Annotated in this window: 15 protein-coding genes; 6 read left to right on the forward strand and 9 right to left on the reverse strand. The window is 48.4% G+C overall.

Features of this window, described 5'->3' with window-relative positions:
* Positions 1-104: 104 nt before the first annotated feature.
* From iscB to ACZND6_RS10940, 3 genes are all read left to right on the forward strand, one after another.
* Entirely contained in the window at positions 105-1,373 is a 1,269-nt protein-coding gene (iscB, locus tag ACZND6_RS10930; protein ID WP_489524679.1) for an RNA-guided endonuclease IscB, read from the forward strand.
* Between the two features lie 2 nt (positions 1,374-1,375).
* Positions 1,376-2,674 carry an NCS2 family permease gene (locus ACZND6_RS10935; RefSeq protein WP_293738482.1) on the forward strand — a complete coding sequence of 433 codons (1,299 nt, stop codon included), beginning with the start codon at positions 1,376-1,378 and terminating at the stop codon, positions 2,672-2,674.
* 203 nt (positions 2,675-2,877) lie between these two features.
* Entirely contained in the window at positions 2,878-4,035 is a 1,158-nt protein-coding gene (locus tag ACZND6_RS10940) for a pyridoxal phosphate-dependent aminotransferase (RefSeq protein WP_293738483.1), read from the forward strand.
* Between the two features lie 68 nt (positions 4,036-4,103).
* Here ACZND6_RS10940 and ACZND6_RS10945 read toward each other — a convergent pair whose 3' ends face one another.
* The 5 genes from ACZND6_RS10945 to ACZND6_RS10965 form a co-directional block, all read right to left on the reverse strand.
* Positions 4,104-4,361 (reverse strand): hypothetical protein, encoded by a 258-nt coding sequence (locus ACZND6_RS10945; protein WP_293738484.1) that lies wholly within the window; start codon positions 4,359-4,361, stop codon positions 4,104-4,106.
* A gap of 278 nt (positions 4,362-4,639) precedes the next feature.
* Positions 4,640-5,560: an NrfD/PsrC family molybdoenzyme membrane anchor subunit gene (gene nrfD / locus ACZND6_RS10950; RefSeq protein WP_293738485.1), complete on the reverse strand. Its 921-nt coding sequence runs from the start codon at positions 5,558-5,560 to the stop codon at positions 4,640-4,642.
* A 10-nt stretch (positions 5,561-5,570) separates the two neighbouring features.
* Complete coding sequence (locus tag ACZND6_RS10955; protein ID WP_240141268.1) at positions 5,571-6,503, reverse strand: 4Fe-4S dicluster domain-containing protein; 933 nt, start codon at positions 6,501-6,503, stop codon at positions 5,571-5,573.
* Positions 6,504-6,505: 2 nt separating this feature from the next.
* On the reverse strand, positions 6,506-9,691 hold the full coding sequence (gene fdnG, locus ACZND6_RS10960; RefSeq protein WP_293738486.1) for a formate dehydrogenase-N subunit alpha: 3,186 nt from the start codon (positions 9,689-9,691) through the stop codon (positions 6,506-6,508).
* A gap of 137 nt (positions 9,692-9,828) precedes the next feature.
* The gene (locus tag ACZND6_RS10965; protein WP_489524675.1) at positions 9,829-10,803 is read right to left on the reverse strand and encodes a LysR family transcriptional regulator; all 975 of its coding nucleotides are present in this window, start codon (positions 10,801-10,803) and stop codon (positions 9,829-9,831) included.
* Between the two features lie 132 nt (positions 10,804-10,935).
* Between ACZND6_RS10965 and ACZND6_RS10970 the strand changes: the two genes are divergently transcribed.
* A complete protein-coding gene (locus tag ACZND6_RS10970) occupies positions 10,936-12,696 on the forward strand; it encodes a flavocytochrome c (protein ID WP_293738543.1) in 1,761 nt (586 codons plus the stop codon).
* Positions 12,697-12,803: 107 nt separating this feature from the next.
* Here the strand turns inward: ACZND6_RS10970 and dcuC are convergent, their stop codons facing one another.
* The gene (gene dcuC / locus ACZND6_RS10975; RefSeq protein WP_489524676.1) at positions 12,804-14,174 is read right to left on the reverse strand and encodes a C4-dicarboxylate transporter DcuC; all 1,371 of its coding nucleotides are present in this window, start codon (positions 14,172-14,174) and stop codon (positions 12,804-12,806) included.
* 168 nt (positions 14,175-14,342) lie between these two features.
* Here dcuC and ACZND6_RS10980 point away from each other — a divergent pair, with 168 nt between their 5' ends.
* Complete coding sequence (locus ACZND6_RS10980; protein ID WP_293738541.1) at positions 14,343-15,308, forward strand: LysR family transcriptional regulator; 966 nt, start codon at positions 14,343-14,345, stop codon at positions 15,306-15,308.
* A 36-nt stretch (positions 15,309-15,344) separates the two neighbouring features.
* Here the strand turns inward: ACZND6_RS10980 and ACZND6_RS10985 are convergent, their stop codons facing one another.
* Complete coding sequence (locus ACZND6_RS10985) at positions 15,345-15,917, reverse strand: cyclic nucleotide-binding domain-containing protein (RefSeq protein ID WP_489524677.1); 573 nt, start codon at positions 15,915-15,917, stop codon at positions 15,345-15,347.
* Between the two features lie 45 nt (positions 15,918-15,962).
* Entirely contained in the window at positions 15,963-16,196 is a 234-nt protein-coding gene (locus ACZND6_RS10990) for a hypothetical protein (RefSeq protein ID WP_293738539.1), read from the reverse strand.
* 392 nt (positions 16,197-16,588) lie between these two features.
* Here ACZND6_RS10990 and ACZND6_RS10995 point away from each other — a divergent pair, with 392 nt between their 5' ends.
* The gene (locus tag ACZND6_RS10995; protein WP_489524678.1) at positions 16,589-17,785 is read left to right on the forward strand and encodes an RNA-guided endonuclease InsQ/TnpB family protein; all 1,197 of its coding nucleotides are present in this window, start codon (positions 16,589-16,591) and stop codon (positions 17,783-17,785) included.
* Between the two features lie 163 nt (positions 17,786-17,948).
* Here ACZND6_RS10995 and ACZND6_RS11000 read toward each other — a convergent pair whose 3' ends face one another.
* Positions 17,949-18,422 carry a CYTH domain-containing protein gene (locus ACZND6_RS11000; RefSeq protein ID WP_300835081.1) on the reverse strand — a complete coding sequence of 158 codons (474 nt, stop codon included), beginning with the start codon at positions 18,420-18,422 and terminating at the stop codon, positions 17,949-17,951.
* Positions 18,423-18,646: the final 224 nt, after the last annotated feature.

Genomic DNA, 18,646 nt, shown 5'->3' on the forward strand with positions numbered 1-18,646 from the left:
TCTGAGAGGCAGGAGCGGTGCTGTCGGCTTGAAACCCCTTCCAACATTGGCGAAGGATCACAACCGGTCGAAAGACCGAGGAGACAAACTTGAGAGTATTTATTTTGAACAAACGCGGGAAGCCGCTGATGCCTTGTTCACCGGCAAAAGCGCGGCTTCTGCTTAAAGAGAAGAAAGCCGTTGTGGTAAGGCGAACGCCTTTTACCATCCAGCTGACGATTGCGACCGGCGAGACCAAGCAGCCGGTGAGTCTGGGCGTTGATGCCGGGTACAAACATGTCGGTCTTTCCGCATCAACGGAAAAGGCTGAACTTTATGCATCAGAAGTTGAACTTCGTCAGGACGTCTCTGATCTGCTCTCTGCTCGTCGTGCGTTACGGCAGTCTCGTCGTAACCGCAAAACGCGCTACCGCGCGCCGAGGTTCGACAACCGCATCCGCACCAAACGCAAAGGCTGGCTTGCACCGTCGGTTGAAAACAGAATCAACGCGCACTTGTCGCGCATAGAAACGGTTCTTCGACTGCTGCCGGTCACGAAGATCACCGTGGAAACGGCGTCCTTCGACATGCAGCTGCTGAAGAATCCAGACATTGCAGAGAAAGAGTACCAAGAGGGCGAACAGCTCGGCTTATGGAACGTCCGCGAGTATGTTCTTTTCAGAGACGGACACGTTTGTCAGTATTGTCACGGCAGATCGAAAGACCCGGTGCTCAATGTTCATCACCTGGAAAGCAGACGTACCGGCGGAGATTCGCCCGGCAACCTGATTACGCTTTGTGAGACGTGCCATAAGGCGCTTCATCGCGGCGAAATCAAGCTGAGGGCCAAGCGCGGTCAGTCGTTCCGTGCGGAGACCTTCATGGGAATTATGCGTTGGGAGGTTTTGAACCGCCTGAAGGCGTCGCATTCTAAGTTGGAAGTGAACAACACCTACGGCTACCTAACCAAGCACGCACGGATCAAGAGCGGCATTACCAAGTCGCATTGTTCGGATGCTTTTTGCATTGCTGGCAATCTCGGTGCCAAAAGGCTCGGCGAATTCCTGTTCCAGAAGCAGACGCGTCGGAACAACCGGCAGATTCACAAGCTCTCCATCCTCAAAGGCGGCATTCGAAAGCGCAATCAGGCTCCCTTTGAGATCAATGGCTTCCGTCTTTTTGATAAAGTTGCCTGCAAGGGAGAAGAAGGATTCATTTTCGGTCGTCGATCATCCGGGAGCTTTGATGTTCGAAAACTTGACGGAACCCGCATCTCAGCCGGTATCAGCTATAAAAAGCTGCGTCTGCTGCAAAAGAGACAAACCTATTTAACAGAAATTCGAAAGGAGGAGGCGCTTCCTCCCCTGCCTGAAGGCAGGGATCTCCGCGCCTAAATATGATGAACCAGCTTCTTCAGAAATACTTCGGGTTTGATCCTGCAAAGACGACGGTCAGAACCGAAATCATCGCAGGCGTCTCCACTTTCCTCACAATGGCCTATATCCTGGCCGTAAACCCGGCCATTCTCGGGATCACGGGTATGGATAAGGGAGCGCTTTTTGCTACTACGGCAATTACTTCCGGCATCGCGACGCTTATCATGGCGCTTTACGCCAAGATGCCTTTCGGACTTGCGCCGGGCATGGGTATTAATGCTTTTTTTGCCTATACCGTTTGCCTATCTATGGGGCACACCTGGCAGTTCGCGCTCACCGCTGTGCTGTTGGAAGGTCTGATATTTATTCTTCTTACTGTTACCAATGTCCGAGAAAAGATCGTTTATTCCCTGCCGCCGAGTATTCAAAAGGCAATTGGTGTAGGTATCGGTCTTTTTATTGCCTTTATCGGTCTTCAAAACGCTGGAATTTCAGTCAAGAATGACGCGACCCTTGTTGCTCTGGGCCAAATTTTCCAGCCGAGCGTGTTGCTGGTTATCGTCGGTTTAATTTCAACGGCCGTTCTTCTGGTTAAAAATATTCCCGGTGCTTTACTGATCGGTATTGCAATTACAACGATTTGCGGCATACCGTTCGGCCTAACTCATTTCGACGGCTTTGTTTCTACACCGCCTTCCGTTGAACCGATTTTCATGAAATTCGAGTGGCACAACATTTTCACCGTGGATATGGTGATGGTTGTCTTCTCTTTCTTATTCATGGATCTCTTTGATACCTTAGGCACGCTGGTGAGCCTCTTGTATAAAGGCGGATTCGTCAAAGACGGAAAGATGCCGAGAATGAAAGAACCCTTCTTCGCAGATGCTATGGGTACAACCATCGGAGCCTGTATGGGAACGAGCGCGATTTCCACTTACGTTGAAAGCGCAGCCGGTGTTTCCGTCGGAGGAAAGTCCGGATTAACGGCTTTTGTGATTGCGGTTTGCTTCTTCCTGTCTCTTTTCTTTGCGCCGCTTTTCTTATCGATTCCTGCGCAGGCTACCGCTCCCGTCTTGATCTTGGTCGGTTTCTTAATGATCTCTTGTATTAAGGAAATTGACCTGGATGACTACGCAGAAGCCATTCCCGCCTTCATCTGCATCATCACTATTCCGCTTACTTATAGCATTGCAAACGGCATCGTATTCGGTTTACTGAGTTATGTTCTGATTAACTTGATCTCGGGAAAATTTAAGAAGATTCGCATCGAGATGTACTTGCTTTCCGTCTTCTTTATTGTGATGCTCTTGCTCCACTAACGGAAAGTTATTGGAATTTTTCAGAATTTCAAATAAAAATTGCCCCGCTTTTGTGCTCTCCGCTACTTAGTTGTGCACAAAGCGGGGATTTTTCTGTCGTTTTCCTGTTTGCTTCGCTTTAAAGCGCTGATCACGTCTTAAAAAAGTTGGCACGGAATATGCATGTAGTTCAAGTGCATTCGAACACAAACAGGAGAACCAAAATGTCAAACTCTCTCGCTTTAAGAAGACGGACTTTCCTTAATTTCAGCCTGTTAGGGGCTGCTGTCAGTGCCGCACTTCCTGTCAAAGCCTTTGCACAGGCACCGGCGAATGTTCCTTTCATCGCTCCGACTGCAGATAATCCGATTCGAATTAACTTTAACGAAAACGCCCTGGGTATGAGTCCGAGCGCTCAGGCCGCTGCACGCGATTCCGTCGCAAAAGGAAACCGTTACGCTAAAGCAGAGATTACACAGCTTCACGCCAAGCTCTGTGACATGTACAACGTGCCGAAGAATTTTCTCCTTTTGACGGACGGTTCTTCCGAGGGTATCCGAGCTTTGTTGGGTGCGTATTCGCGTTTGCCGAAAGTTCAGCTGGTAATCCCGGAACTTACTTATGGGGATGGACAGCACTTTGCCGAGCTCTATAGCGTACCTATTGTAAAAGTGCCGATGCTTGCAAATTGGAAGGTTGATGTCGCCGGATTGAAGAAGGCTGTGGATGATTTCGACGGATTCTCTATTGTTTACTTCGTGAATCCGAACAATCCTACGTCAACTGTGACTCCGGCTTCTGAGATCGAGCCATGGGTAAGAAGTAAACCGGACAATACTTTGTTCATTGCCGATGAGGCTTATGCAGAATACGTCAGTGATCCGAACTTTAAATCGATGGCCAATTTGATCCAGGACGGTTTAGACAACGTGGTCCTGTTAAAGACGTTCTCGAAGCTATACGCCATGGCCGGCATGCGGGTAGGATTTGCGGTAGGAGCTCCGGCGATTATTAAAATGATGAAAGATCAGGTGGCAGGCGAAAAACTAAACTACCCTGGTGTCACCGCAGCTTTGGTTTCCTTGGATGATGAGCCGTTCCAGGAATATTCCAGAGCTTCAAACTTGGAAAGCCGCAAGATTTTGGCTTCTTGTTTTGACAAGCTCGGTGTTAAATATCTTCCTTCGAGTACGAACTTCATGTTCTTTGAGTTGAATGAGCCGATTCGTGCGTTCCAGAAGAAGATGGCAGCAAGAAATATTTTGGTCGGAAGACCGTTCCCGCCGGCAATGAACTGGTGCCGTATTTCCTTAGGCACACCGCAGGAAATGGCCTACGTTGCAAATGAACTGATGAAGATGCAGGCAGAAGGCGTCTTCTAGTTAAAATTAGCGAATGTTGACGGCATATCTTCGTGGGTATGCCGTTTTCTCATATCCGAAACTGTGAGTTAGACGTGAAGCGGATAACGGTTTTTAATTTTGCGGCTGAAGAAAACAAGCGCTGAGAGCATTGTTAAAATTCCGCAGACAACCAGAATCGAAGTGCCAAGAGCAAAAGGCATCCCTGCCGCAATGCGGCGTAAATAAAGCTGGTAGGCGGAAATCAGCCACTCAACACCGAAACAAATCAGGCAGACCTCCCAAAGCCAGCAAACCGGTCTGAAAGGAATGAACAGCAGAATCAGTAGGATAAGGGGGATGGGCAAAAGAAGATAATTTCCCCAAAAGTATAAATGAGCTCCGAATAAAATCGCACCTAAAACCGGGAAAGCCAATCGCCACATATCAACAACTTATCCTGAAAAAACATAATTTGAGCGTCGGATATTACCTCACCACATTGAGCGAAGTCTTAAATGAGGTTGGCACATTGAGCAACTTTCCATTGCAGAGTTTTTCAAAGCATCTCGCAAAACCATATTGAACGGAAAGCACAAAGAACCGAAGCCTCGTGAGAGGCTCGGTTCTTATCTCAAATCATGCCCTAAATCTTCTTGGTAATTCCGATGAGCCAATAGCGCTCGAATACGCCGGTAAGGAGAACTAAAGCCCCTGCAGCGCACATTCCGTAAACACCGAAGAAAGCTAAAACGGCAGCAAGCAGACCGCCGATTAAGTAAACCCAGACGCGCAGCAGCGTGTTCTCGCCGGAATAAACTTTCCTAGCTCTTTCTGCGGTTTCCATCCAAAGGAGGCTAAAGGCGACCGTCCTTGCGACTTCAAGAATGATGAAAGGCAGAAGCAGGTAAGCGCATGCATCCCAAAAGCCTAAGCAGGCAGCCATAATCGCATAGAGTCCGCAGCCCATTAGAAGGGCATCCGATACCATGAAAGAAGTCAGCCAGCGGGCTTTCTTTACGCCCGGCTGAGAGGTGCAGCTAAAAGCTACGCCTTTGTAGCAAATGACTACGACGGCGCCGATAAACGCCAACACGGTAAAGAGCCGCATCAAGATATCGAGCCAAGCGATGTAGGGCGCTAAAAAGTCATTCGTTGCGACGGAGTAAACGGACAGCCAGTAAATGCCAACTGCACATCCTAAGCAGGTCGCATAGCAAGCCAGGCCCCAAACACCCACGGAAAGCGGAGAAGTGAAATGCAGCACGCGCATCGCGTGGATGAATCGAGGCGGATCTCCTAAATCAAAGACCAAGAGCACAAGGTCAACAATGACGATTAAGAGAGCAAGCGTCAAAGCAAAGGGCAGAAGAGCGGCAAAGAGCGGGGGACCGGCAAACCAAGCAATACCGGTTAAGACCATAAAGCCCGCGGTTAAGTTATTGAAAAACGCATCCCAGACAATAATATTTGCCCAGTCGGGACGATGCGTGATGTCATGCCCTTGATACAGAGAAGGATGGCCTTCAGCCCAAGGTTTAGGATTTTTCATGTTGGTCATGTTCATCTTTTTCTCCTTAGACTAAACAAGCCGCAACAGCCGCCGCACAAAGGATGAGCGTTGCTGCGCCTCGCAGGTAATCGCCTGCCATGTATTTCGTCGGCGTAACCGGATCCGAGGGCAGACCGTAAACTTCCGGCTTATCCATCAAAAGATAGAAGGAATTCAAGCTGTCGTAGTTTTCAAACGGATCCACACCGTAGAGCTGAGCTTCTGGATGGCCGTGTGTGATCAGATAATTGACACGGTCACGAGCTTCGCGAACCATCAGTTCACGCGGGCCGAACTGAATTGCCCCGGTTGTACAAGCCTCCTGGCAGGCCGGACGAAGTTCGTCTTTTAAGCGGTCGTAGCATTCGGCGCACTTCATGGAGTGTCCGGTCTTCGGACTGATTTCCGGTACTCCGAAGGGGCAGGCTGCAACGCACATGCCGCAGCCCATACAAATATCGGTCTGATAGTAAACCCCACCGAATTCATTCCGAACAATCGCACCGGTTGGACAAGCCTCATGGCACGGGGAAGTGCGGCAGTGTTTGCACTGATCACTCATGAACAGCCATTTACCGGCTTTCGGTTCTTTAAGCAGCGAATCAATGGTTGCGGGAGCCGGACGATCGACAGCATTCTTTTCGGGAAAGCGCTCAATGAATTTCACATGACGCCAATTATTGGCAGAAAGATCACCGGTGTTGTCGTAGCTGTCACCGGACCAATGATACGGATCGGATTCTAATTGGTTCCACTGTTTACAAGCGACCTCACAGGATTTGCATCCGGTACAAATAGAGGTATCGGTGAAGAAGGCTAATTCCTGACACTTCGGAAGCGGATCATCACGGTCAAACAGGCTGTAAACCGGATCGATCTTGTGATTCTTTTCAGGTTGGTTGGGTGCGTATTTCTTCTTTACGACATCAAAAATGTTTTTGGAATTGATGGATGTCATGATTAATTCCTCCCCTCCGGTTGTGCTGCCCAAGGCGTATCAGGAATTGGTTCGGACATTCCGGCCGGATATTCCACCGGGTACTCATTGAATTTTTCAACCTTGTTCATATCCGGTTTATCAATCTTCACAACAAAGCTCTTGGAGCTCGGGATTAAACCGTCTCCGGCCATGTCTGCCGGACTTAAGTCGTTGGTAATCGGGTCGCAGACAATGCCCTTGTAGCCGGAACAGACAAAGCGTCCGGCGATGCTTGCCTGTCGGCCTTCAATGACGCCGATTCTCAAGCGCGGTGTCACAAGCGCTCTAACCTGAATCTCGTTTCTCGGGCTTCTGACGGATACGTAGCCGCCGGTGGTTACGCCGATGCTTTCAGCCAATTCCGGCGAAATCTCAATGAAGGACCGCGGCTGCAGACCCACAAGCCAAGGAATGGTTCTTGTCATGGAGCCGGACATCCAGTGTTCGACCATATGGTAAGTCGTCATCACGGTCGGGAAGTTCGGATCTCCGGGTTCCGTGACTTTATTCATCGGATCGTCAATGATCGCGACATCCGGAACTCGGCTCGTACTCCAAAGCGTATTGGTGTACGGAGATTCAACGGATTCATAGAAGACAGGGAAGGGACCCTCTTTAATGCCGTAGGGCACGAAGAGCCAGGCTTTACCGTCGGAGTGCGCGCCGAATGCGGCGGTTCCGTCTAAAGCGGCTCCGCCTTTAGCATCAGGTGCAGGGCGATAGCTCGGCGGCTTGGTAGCGTCAAACTGCGGCTTGTCGTAACCGACCCATTTCTGCTCGATTTCATCCCACCAGACGAGCTTCTTTCTCTCCGACCAAGGTTTGCCGTCAGGAGCGGCAGAGCAGCGGTTATAGAGAATGCGGGAGTTGGTCGGCCATGCGAAACGATAGGTCAGGTCAAGTTCATGGTCGACTGTTCCGCCGTCGCGCCTCTTGGTTAAGTTCTCTCCAGCTTCATTGATAAAGCCGGCAAGCAGGCGGCAGCCGCAGGCTGTGGTTCCGTCGCTCTTTAATTCACCGGAGCCTTGGATCGGCTTGCCGGTAACCATATCAAATCCGTTCATTTCATAGGCAACGGCATCGAGATCGCAGTCGCCCTCAATCGGAGGCAGGCCCATCTCGTTTTGTTTGCCCTGAGGCATGTCATAAGACCATGTCAGGCTGCGAAGACCTTCATCCCTCGGAAGACCCGAGGTTTCAGCCATGGCTTTGAGTCTCTTGCCTAATTGGTACGTCCACCAGGCGTCGGATCTGCACTCACCCGGCGCTTCCTTGATACGGTCATGCCACTGCATCAGACGTTCCGTATTGCTGACGGAGCCGTCTTTTTCTAAGCAGGAGTTTGTCGGAAGGTAGAAGACTTCCGTTTGAACTTCAGAAGGTTTGGGGCCGTTAGGATCGGCATACCAAACAGATGCTGTTTCGTTTTCAAATAAGTCGCAGACGACAAGCCACTTCAGATTGCGAATGGCTGTACGGCCCCAGCCTGTATTCGGGTTGGTCACAGCAATGTTTTGGCCGAACACCAACAGGCCGTCGACTTCGCCTTTTTTGGCGCGGTCGATGGTCACTGTCAGAGATTCGTTTCCGCCGAGTTTCGGAAGCCATTGGAAACCGTACTCGTTTTCTTTCATGGCATAGTCGCCGTACCAAGCTTTCAGAAGGCTGACCATGTAGTTCGGAAGCGAAGCCCATGAGCCGCGCTCAGTTTCAAGCTTCCACATGCCGTCTGTTTTATTTCTTGCACCACTGAAACCGTGACCGTTTGCCAGGTAGTCCTTAAGTGTGGCATTGCCTTCCGCAACTTTCGGCAGCGGGATGTAGTTCGGAAGATCGGCAAACAATGTCGGAATGTCTGTCGCGCCCTGCACGTTAGAGTGTCCGCGGAGGGCAAGAATGCCGCCGCCGGGGCGTCCGATGTTGCCGAGCAGCGTTTGAAGAATAGCGCAGGTCCTGATGATCTGAGAGCCGGCCGAATGCTGAGTAAAGCCTGTGGCGTAGCAGAACGCCGAAGTTCTATCCGGACCGGAGTTTTGGGCTAAAAGTTCGGCGACCTTAACAATGTCGCAAGGGCGGCAGCCGCAAATATTGGCAGATGCTTCCGGTGTGTATTTTTCGACTTGTTTTTTAAGCAGCTGGAAGACGCAGTGCGGATCCTGCAGCGTCGGATCTGTCTTCGGGGCACCGCGCGATCCGTCGGGATTCATTTCATATTCATAATCCCAAGAATCCGGTTCTTTGCTGTATGAACGTGTGGCAGGGTCCCAGCCGTTAAATAGGCCGGTGACATCATCAAAGTTGAATTTCGGATTGATGATGGTCGAAGCGTTTGTGTAGGCGAGCACATATTCTTTAAACCACAGGTCTTTTTCCAGGATGTAACGGATTACCGCGGAAAGGAATGCAATATCCGTTTCCGGACGAATGTGTACATGATGATCGCATGCCGCGCTTGTACGTGTGTAGCGAGGATCCACATGGATGGTGACTGTGCCTTTCTTTTTTGCCTGCATCGGCCAATAGAAGGCGCAGGGATGGGCTTCGGCCATGTTGGAGCCCATGATCAGAATGCAGTCGCTGTTGAGAAGATCACGCGGAGGATTGGTGCACGCACCGAAACCGAAAGTCGGGCTTAATGCCGCAACGGTTGTCGAGTGGCAGTAACGAGCGGAGTTTTCTACCGGGAGAATGCCCAGACCGCCTGTGAAAAGCTTTCTGAAGAGGTAGCACTCTTCGTTGTCATTTGCCGATCCGCCGATAAAACCGATATTGGCGCAGTTATTGACGGTGATTCCGGTCGCGGGGTCTTTCTCGACAAAGCCTTTGTTTCTGGTGTCCCAAATGCGTTTGGCCACCGTATCCAGCATCCAGTCTAAGGTGACTTCTTCCCAATGATCCGAGCCCGGGGCACGGTACATCGGTTTTACCTTCCGGTAAGGATTCTCGTTTAAGGCATACGTAGAAGAGCCTTTAGGGCAAAGTCTGCCTTCGTTGACGGCACTTCTGGGGTCACCTTCAACGTCAATTAATTTTCCGTCTTTAGAGAAGCCTAACTGGGAACATCCGACTGCGCAGAATTGGCAGACGGAACTTCCGACCTTCGCGCCGCGAAGACGTGTACAACGAAAAGTCGTCCTGGGGCTATAGATGTCTGTTATCGAGCTCATGCAACCTCCGATTATCGTTATCCCTCATTATCGGTTCGTAATACGGAGGAAAGAGCGTCGACCCACCCGATTCGAGTTTTTTAGATGGCCAATAGCACTTGAAAGAATCGAAGCGAAGGAAGTTTGAAACAGAGATTCTAGGAAGTCATCAACTCATGCAAAAGTTCTTCACCGAAGAGCTCAGCAAATTCTTTTTCATACAGAGCCTCTTTCGCAGCAAATCTTTCAGCGAACCAATTCATAAATGTTCGTATGTAGGGTACGTTCCAACGAGACGAATGGCACGCGAGATAATTGAACTGAGAAGCTCTGTGCCAGCCGTCAAGAATCGGAACAAGCTTTCCGGTTCGAAGTGCTTCTATGCAGTAAAAGAGCGGCATTCCGGGGGAAGCGCATTCTCCGGCCAGCACGGACTCAAACAATAAATTGGGCGAAGACCATTCAATTTGTTGGCGCAAGTGAAGGCGGCAGCGTTTTCCTTGCTTGAAGACGCTGTCAAACGGCGTATGCGAGAACTTGTCTCCGCCAAACGTGTGCCCCACCGGGACCTCGGCTAAACGATCTGGATGATTAAGAAGGCCGTATTTTTCAATGAAGGATGGCGTCGCAACAGGAACAAAAATCATTCTGCCGCGAGGAATAAGAACTGTGTCCGGCAAAGTGACGTTGCCTGTTACAGCCACGATATCTGCGCTTCCTTTTCTGAATTCTTCGGTATTAACAGGCGTAATCACTCTTATTTTATGCTTCGGAAAGAACTTAATGTACTCAAAGAAAAGAGAGTGCGAGATCGAGACAAAAGTATTTGGAACCATAATCCTTATCACTGCAGATTCCTTATTAGCTTTCTGTTCGATTTTTTCTAAGATTTCCTCATACCGGCCAAGCATATCCTCGACCAAAGGAAAGATCTCTTCGCCCATTTCCGTTAAACGAAAAGGTCGGGATCTCCGATCTAAGAGAGGAACTTTCAGTTCTTTTTCCAGCTTGCTTAGAGTGCGGGAAATTTCCGCTGAATCGTGCCCGTATTGTTCAGCAGTTTTGCGAATACTGCCTGAATTACGAAGGTTTAGGAATAATTTCCAAACCTGAATTTGATCCGAAGCTTTCATTTGGAAATTTGAGGATTTAATCAATATTTATTGATAATTTTATCAATATAGGTAGAAAAGGCTCTTTTTAAAAATCCTAATCTTTTTATTTTTTCTACCATGTTTTCTGTGCCTCATTCTAAGGAGAATCTCATGAATACAACAGCAAGATTTCATTTAACTGCAGCTGCATTTGGAGTGCTGATTGCCTCTTCTGCTTACGCTGAAACAAATCAGGTCTATTCCTACACGGTTCAAGCGCACAATGCACCGATGACCGTCGATGTGATCATGAAAGATGGAAAGATCGCCAATATCCTTACGGATAACAGAGAGAGCCCGGGTGTCGGAAAACTGGCTATTGCGAACCTTTCTAAGAAAATAATCAGAAATCAAACGATCAATGTTGATAATGTAACTGGCGCTTCCGTGACCAGTATGGCGTTGAAATATGCCGTCAAGAAAAATCTTGAGGCTGCCGGTGCTGATCTCTCTAAATTCCAGGACAAACTTCCGAAGGCGCAGCTGAAAGATTCCTATAACAGCGAAGTTGTGATTATTGGAGGCGGCGGAGCGGGTCTTGCGGCAGCCGCGTCAGTCATTGAAGCCGGCGGAACAGCGATCATTGTTGAAAAACTTGGATATTTAGGCGGCTCCACAGTAGTTTCCGGCGGCGGATACAACGCGGTTGATCCCGAAAGACAAAACCGTCAAAACATCGAAGACAGCATCGAAAGACATTTCCAAGACACGATGAGAGGCGGTCATAACAAGAATAATCCGGAATTGGTGAAGAAGCTCGTTGAAGAGGCTCCGGCAACGATGCATTGGCTGGAAGGCAAAGGACTTGGATTCGGACCTAAGGTACGAGTGATTGTTGGAGGCCTTTATCCGCGTGGTCATGGCGCTGAAGGAGGCGGTTACGGCTATATCCGAGTGTTGGAAAAATTCATCAAAGCCTATCCGGATAAAGTGAAAGTATTTACCGATACTCAGGCTGTGAAACTCATTAAGGATGAGGCTGGCAAGGTGATTGGCGTTGTAGGCAAGCACGACGGTAAGGACGTCAATTTCATGGCGAGCAAAGGTGTCATCATTGCAACCGGTGGTTTTGGTTCCAACGTAGAAATGAGGCAAGCCAAGAATACCGGAGTATGGAAAGAAGTCACGCTCGATAAAAATATTCCCTGTACGAACAATTTCAAAGCATCTCAAGGCGACGGGCTAAAACTCGCCGAACAAGTCGGTGCTAATGTCATCAATCTTGATGATATTCAGCTGCATCCGGGCGGAACTCCGAAAACAGGTATTATGTCCAGCTGGCCTAGCGGAAGAAACCGCATCTTCCTTACGCCCCAAGGTGACCGTTTTGTGAATGAAGATGCGGCACGCGATACTCTGTGCAAGGCCATCTTTAAAGAGGGCGGAAACTATTGGATTGTCTCAAACCATGTGAAATATCCGACTTTGGATTATTTGTCCAAGAATTTAACAATTGGAGAAATGATAAAGTTAGGACAAGCTTTCTCTGGCAACACGATTGAAGAGCTTGCTCAGAAAACGGGTATGGATCCGAAAAAACTTCGTGCATCGATTGACACCTATAACAATGTCGTTACAGGGAAAATTAAGGAAGACAATCTTGGCTTCAAAAAATTCACACAGGATGATAAGCCGATGACGGAAGGTCCTTTCTACGCCACGCCCATGGTTCCTGCAGTTCACCATACAATGGGCGGCATCCAAATTAATTCAGCGGCCCAGGTATTGGATAAGAATGGCCAAGTTATTCCAGGACTTTTCGCAGCGGGCGAAGTGACCGGCGGTGTTCATGGTTCTAACCGAGTCGGCGGAAACGGCATTGCAGACGCGATGGTTTTCGGAAGAGTTTCCGGACAATCTGCTTTGAAGTAATTTCCTGGAAGTAAAAAGGAAGCCGCATGCTCAACGCGGCTTCCTGAGCATACGGCTAATTAAAAAACTTTTTCGTGAAAGTGTTTATCGCTCAATGTCTGCTGCTTTCAGACGATAAAGAATAGCCAGTTGGCGATCATTGTGACGACGAAAGCCACGATCATCGGAACAGTTGTTCTTCTTACCAGTGCCATTGGAGAAATGCCAACCGCACCTGCGACGGCGATGACAACACCGGCGACTGGACTCATGGCTCTAAAGATTCCGGAAGCAATTTGCATCGGACTAACAATGGCAGCCGGATCTCCGCCAAAACTTGCAGCTACATCTGGCGCCAATGCTGCAAAACTGGAAAAAGCTCCGACTCCGGATCCGGTCAGGAAAGTAACCGCTCCGACAATGACAGTCAGAACTGTTGTCATGCCGCCCATTCCCAGTCCTAAACCGTTGGCAGATTGAATAAGTAATGCTACAACGCCTGTTGCCTTTAATCCGGCAGCAAAGAATTCCGCGCAGATAATTAACGCAACGATAGAGGCGAACATCGCGCCCATCTTTTTGAAAAACTGCATCGCTTCTTTGAATACTTTCTTAGCGTCGCGGAAACGAATGAGTTCGATGAGCACAACTAACACCCAAACGAGTAGAAGAGCAGAAACAGTATTGAGCTGGATCTTTGCGTACACAAGCTTGGAGAAGATGATCATTAAGATAACGGGCAGGATCGGGAAAATGGCGTACCACTTCGGCGCGCGGCTTTCTTCCGGAGCTTCGATGGTCTGAGTCTGAGAATAGATGTCATCATTCTTTTTGTCGTAGTACTTTTGAACGAAATAGTGAGCAATGGCTACGGATGCAATGACGCATAAGGCAACCGGAAGCTGGTAATGAACAAGGTAAATAACCGGTTCGACACCTGCTGTTTTAGCCGCTAAGTTGGCCGTTCCAGCTGCCGGTGCAAATCCGATGCAAGCAGTTGTTCCTATAACCGCTACGGCTGCAGCAGGAGAGACTCCGACACCAACTAAGATTGGGAATAAAGCAACTAAAAGCAGCATAGCCAGACCGGCAGCCGATGGAATAACGATAACGAGTGCTGTTCCGATCAAGTAACCCAGGACAAGAATGAGGTACGGCTGAGAGAGCCTTCTAAGAGGTTTGATGCAGAAGTCAACTAATGCCTTTGCCGCCCCAATCGTGTCCACGTAGGCGGCAAAACCGCCTGCGGCCATGATCAGAAAACCAATGCCGGATACTTGCTTAGTACCGATAGAGCGGAGCAGGTCAAAGATGTCAAAAACCACAAAGCCCGAAGGCTTTACATCTTTCGGGAGAAAATTTGTTACTCCAAAACTAATGGCTAGAAAAAGCATTGCCAAGCCCGACAACAGCAGTGTCATATGAGTTTGAGAACGCTTTATCAGTAAGTAACCCGTGTATATCAGGATCGCGATCGAGATCCATGGCATAAAGTTCATCATATTCTCCTTGATGGTTGTTTTTGAGGCTTTATTTCGGTTGAAAATGCAAATATGCAAAATAGTTATTTCGAGAATGACCTCCTTTAGGTATTATTTTGCTGAGATGCTTGTGGCACAAGGCAAAACCCGCTACTCTAATTTGCAGAAACGCAAATAGAGAGCCTAATGAATCCCATCAATAACTTAGAAGCGTGGCGTGCTTTGGAATCTTTTTCCAAGTGTGGAAGCTTGATTGACGCTGCCAAGGAACTGGATGTGGAAGTTTCCACAGTGAGCCGCTCAATTGCTTCTTTAGAAAAAGCTTTGGATAGAAAGCTCATTGACCGAACTAAGCGGCCGGTTCAAATCACAGAATTTGGTAAAGAAATCCTCGATCGCTTCACTCCTGTGCTTCGGACTCACGATCGCTTCCTTGAGCTGACAAAAGAAGATAGTTCTTTAATTGAAGGTGTTATTAAGTTTTCTGCTGCTTCAGGCTCTCTATCAACTTTCTTAATGGGTTGGTTGCAAAAGTTCAAAGAGCTGTATCCCGAGGTAAATTTTCATGTTTCTAACGGCCGTCAGTTAGAAGAGTGCAGAAAAGGCGAAATTGATATTGTTTCCGTTAATGGTGACTTCAATCGCGACGGTCTAGTTGTTTTAGATCGAGGGGTGCCTGTTTTCGTTGCTGTTGCTTCGCCTGAGTACCTTAGTAAATACGGTGAACCAGCGCACCCGGGAGACCTAACGGAGCACTCAGGTTTTTGTTATACGGGACCCGTAAGACCTCCTACAAGATTTTTGGAAAGAGGACAGGAAAAACATCCTGTCGTTTTCAAGAGCACGATGGAATCGACTGACATCATCATGATCAAAAAGGCTCTAACCAGCGGATTGGGTATTGCTGTTGACATGCCTCTTTACCACTGTGCAGATTTATTGGAGTCGGGGCAGTTGAAGGTTATTTTGCCCGGCCGGCACCAGCCGAGCTGGGGTGCATATGTCGCTTGTTCGAAGGAAGCGTGGCACAAAAAACGTGTCAGACTTTTCATGGAGTGGTACGCGAACCAATCCACTCAAGAATTCCTGCACGTACGAGAGCGTCTTGAAAAGATTCTTGGTAAAGAAGAGACAAGTAAATATTATCCGTAACGACAGAAATGCCTAGGCCGATTGGTGGCTATAACTTTAGAAATTCTGCGCTAAATCAGAAAGAAGGCCTTTAGCTTTTTCAGTGTCGGGGCAAATACGGCCAATTAGTGCTACCTTGTCCGCAGCCGCACACAGTTCAAAATGTGCAGCAGCCTCAAAAAATAACTCCGGATCTTTCATAAGCTCTGCTTTCAGATCCTCTGTATCGCACTCAACGATCCTCACAGGAGTCATTGCAAAACACGCTTGTCCACAGGGTCTTTCAGAGAAAAAATTCAGATATCCGGACGCTAAACAGAAAGGCGTGGCGATCGCATATGCTTCCGTGTTTACAGTCTGAGGGTCAAGCATTGCTTTTCCAATGATCCCGTCTATCACCACAGCTAACTTGTGGACGTAAGAGTCTTTTGCGTAAAGTAATTCGTCTTTGTGCAGCGTTCTCTCGCGCCCTAACTCTTTAACAAGGTTAAAGAGCCGCTTGGGTATCTTAGGCGCCGCTATCCTCGGGTCAATGGATATGATGGTTCCTTCGCCCAAGGTTCTCTCAGAGGAGATATTTGCTTGGAAGTAATTGGGTTGATGTCTATCGTCTGCGTCTAATGTATTCATAGGAAAAACTTCCCAGTTGAAAGAGCTGTCTGGAGATACCGGGGCTTAGAAGAAATGAACCATACCGACATGAGTCACAATGCGATTTGAGCCTTTTTCTCCTCGCAATAGGCCCGTTCCTTGTGCTCCGGATACAACGGTGTAGGCCATGGTTTGTTTGCTGAGGAAGTAGTGGTAACCGAGCGCACCGACATGACGATTGAAGTGATTAGGCCCGACTCGTCCCGCGTCTTTTCCTCGAACGAATTGGTATTGGCTGATGAAATAACCGCCGAACAATGGGAATTTATCGGCAGGGCCCGTAAAACGCCGTCATTCATGACGGTGATATAAGGGCCCAACAGAAGGGTTGCCCAACCGTATTTTGCTGTCCCATATATTTCAAAACTCCTTCTTAATGCAGTTAATTCAGTTGTACGGAAATTTCGAGAGATAATTGACCCGCAAGCCGACGTGATTCTTTTTTCAATCAAGTTCTGTTAATTCCGCTCCAATATTCAAAAAACCGGAGCGGAATTTCCCTTCATGCCTCTCACTATTGCAGAATACGACGACGGTCAAAAATCGGGCGAATGAATAAAGTACAAGCGCAGTGTCTGCCTCGCCTAATATCACTACTCTTTCTTATTCATGGGCCAAGTATAATTAGCGTAGGAAATACAAGGAATACAATGCTGATACGAACTGCCTTTAAATTTGAATTAAAGCCTAATGGCCGGCAAGCTCGTCAAATCAGCCAATTCTGCGGCTGTGCCCGTTATGTCTACAACCGTACCTTATCTCTTGAGAAGTCCCTGTACGCAAAAGATAACAAACACTCATTCAGATATACGGAGGCCGCCAATAGACTGCCTGAGTGGAAATCGAAACATCCTTTTCTGAAAGAGTGTCATAGTCAGGTGCTGCAGCAGTCCCTAAAAGATCTTGATCGGGCCTACACCAATTTCTTCGAAAAACGGGCGAATTTTCCAAAATACAAGAAGAAGTTCCGGCATGATTCTATTCGTTTCCCTCAAGGAGTTGAACTCGATGAGGTTAAACAAAAGATTAGGCTGCCGAAACTCGGTTGGGTTGGATATAGAAAAAGCCAAGACATCATCGGTACGATAAAGAATGTCACCGTCATTCGCCGCGGCGATAAATGGGATGTCAGCATCCAGACGGAATATGAGGACAACCCGCCTGCTCCAACTCCTTCCGAGATAGGGATTGACATGGGGGTCAAACGTTTTGCAACTCTGTCGAACGGAGAGTTTTTTGAGCCCATCAGCCCTTTCAAGCGTGAGCGGGAAAAACTTGCAAAACTTCAACGAAAATTATCCCGACAGAAAAAAGGAAGTAGAAACAGCAGAAAAACGAAGATAAAGATTGCACGACTGCATCACCATATCGTCGACAGCCGAAGAGACTTCCTACATAAGACTTCGACACAGATAGCCCAAAACCACAGCACCGTGTACGTTGAGGATCTGAAGGTCTCTAATATGTCAGCTTCTGCCGCCGGAACAATAGAGAATCCGGGCAAAAAGGTTAAGCAGAAGAGCAGCTTGAACCGGTCAATTTTGGATCAAGGATGGTATGGCTTTTTCCGGATGCTCTCCAATAAGTTGGAGCGGAGAGGAGGAAAATTAATCAAGGTTGATCCCAAAAATACCAGCCGAACATGTCCGCTATGTGGTTTGGTTTCTGCGGAGAACAGAAAAACGCAAGCCTCTTTTGCGTGTGTTGCCTGCGGATACCGAGCCAACGCGGATTTGGTCGGAGCGATAAATGTACTAAGGGCCGGACGGGCCCGGTTAGCCTGTGGTATGAGCGGCGCAGTAAGGCCGCTGTCAGCAGGAACCCAGAGAGACCCACTGCAGCATTAGGCTACGGCCGCTGCAGAGGTGGTATGAAATCCTCGCTATTTATGACGAGGAGGACGTCAAGGAAATGAAGCTCAGCTAATTAGCTGAAAGTTGAAGAAAATCCTTCTGTTTTTCCGGCAGAAGGATTTTCGTGTTTGTCGGTTCTGAAAATTTGGTTCTTTGGCTATTTCTTCCAAGTGCTGAACGGGTTAGACACTAAATTAGAGTTGAAAAAGCGCGGATCCAGCGAGACCTCTTTCCCGAGCCATTCCGGCTTAGGGAATCCGGCATCTACAGAGGGAAGCTCTATTTCAGCTACAACCAGTCCTTGATTGACACCTAAGAATTCATCAATCTCCCACTTTAATCCGTTGTCAGTGGGAATCACGTAGCGTAATTTTTCAATGATCGGTTTCTCTGCAAGCTCATCCAGCATTTTTTCAGCGTCGCTATAAGGGATCTCGTACTCAAATTCGAGGCGTGTGCAGCCAACTGTTAAACCCTTTACCGTTAAAAAGCCTTTGTCTCCAATGGTTCGGACCCTGACGGTTCTCTCTTTAGCGCTGTTGAGATAGTCTTGTCGATACAGAACTCCGACTGCACCCTTTCTCCAGGAATCGCCTACAACTAAAAACTTCCGTTCAATTTCCTGCGACACCGTGCTTCTCCTTTATTTTGCTGTCTGTCTATTGTGACATTTTCTACGCATCAGCAAAGGCTTGGCTGTCCGCATTCACATAATCCACCGGCAGAAGCAGTACAGTACTCAAGACAAAGGCGCCAAAATCGAGTAGGGGAAGCTTTCACCTACCCCTCTCACACCACTGGGCATGCGGGTCTCGCACCCAGCGGTTCCAATTAACCTATGCGGGTCGCCTACTT

This window comes from Parasutterella sp. (assembly GCF_057870745.1).

Bases quoted from the DNA above. Each gene is read 5' to 3' on its own strand.
- ACZND6_RS10935 (WP_293738482.1), top strand. From the start codon at position 1,376: ATGATGAACCAGCTTCTTCAGAAATACTTCGGGTTTGATCCTGCAAAG.
- ACZND6_RS10940 (WP_293738483.1), top strand. From the start codon at position 2,878: ATGTCAAACTCTCTCGCTTTAAGAAGACGGACTTTCCTTAATTTCAGC.
- ACZND6_RS10985 (WP_489524677.1), bottom strand. From the start codon at position 15,917: ATGAATACATTAGACGCAGACGATAGACATCAACCCAATTACTTCCAA.
- ACZND6_RS10955 (WP_240141268.1), bottom strand. From the start codon at position 6,503: ATGACATCCATCAATTCCAAAAACATTTTTGATGTCGTAAAGAAGAAA.
- nrfD (WP_293738485.1), bottom strand. From the start codon at position 5,560: ATGAACATGACCAACATGAAAAATCCTAAACCTTGGGCTGAAGGCCAT.
- fdnG (WP_293738486.1), bottom strand. From the start codon at position 9,691: ATGAGCTCGATAACAGACATCTATAGCCCCAGGACGACTTTTCGTTGT.
- ACZND6_RS10980 (WP_293738541.1), top strand. From the start codon at position 14,343: ATGAATCCCATCAATAACTTAGAAGCGTGGCGTGCTTTGGAATCTTTT.
- ACZND6_RS10965 (WP_489524675.1), bottom strand. From the start codon at position 10,803: ATGAAAGCTTCGGATCAAATTCAGGTTTGGAAATTATTCCTAAACCTT.
- ACZND6_RS10995 (WP_489524678.1), top strand. From the start codon at position 16,589: ATGCTGATACGAACTGCCTTTAAATTTGAATTAAAGCCTAATGGCCGG.
- ACZND6_RS10970 (WP_293738543.1), top strand. From the start codon at position 10,936: ATGAATACAACAGCAAGATTTCATTTAACTGCAGCTGCATTTGGAGTG.
- dcuC (WP_489524676.1), bottom strand. From the start codon at position 14,174: ATGAACTTTATGCCATGGATCTCGATCGCGATCCTGATATACACGGGT.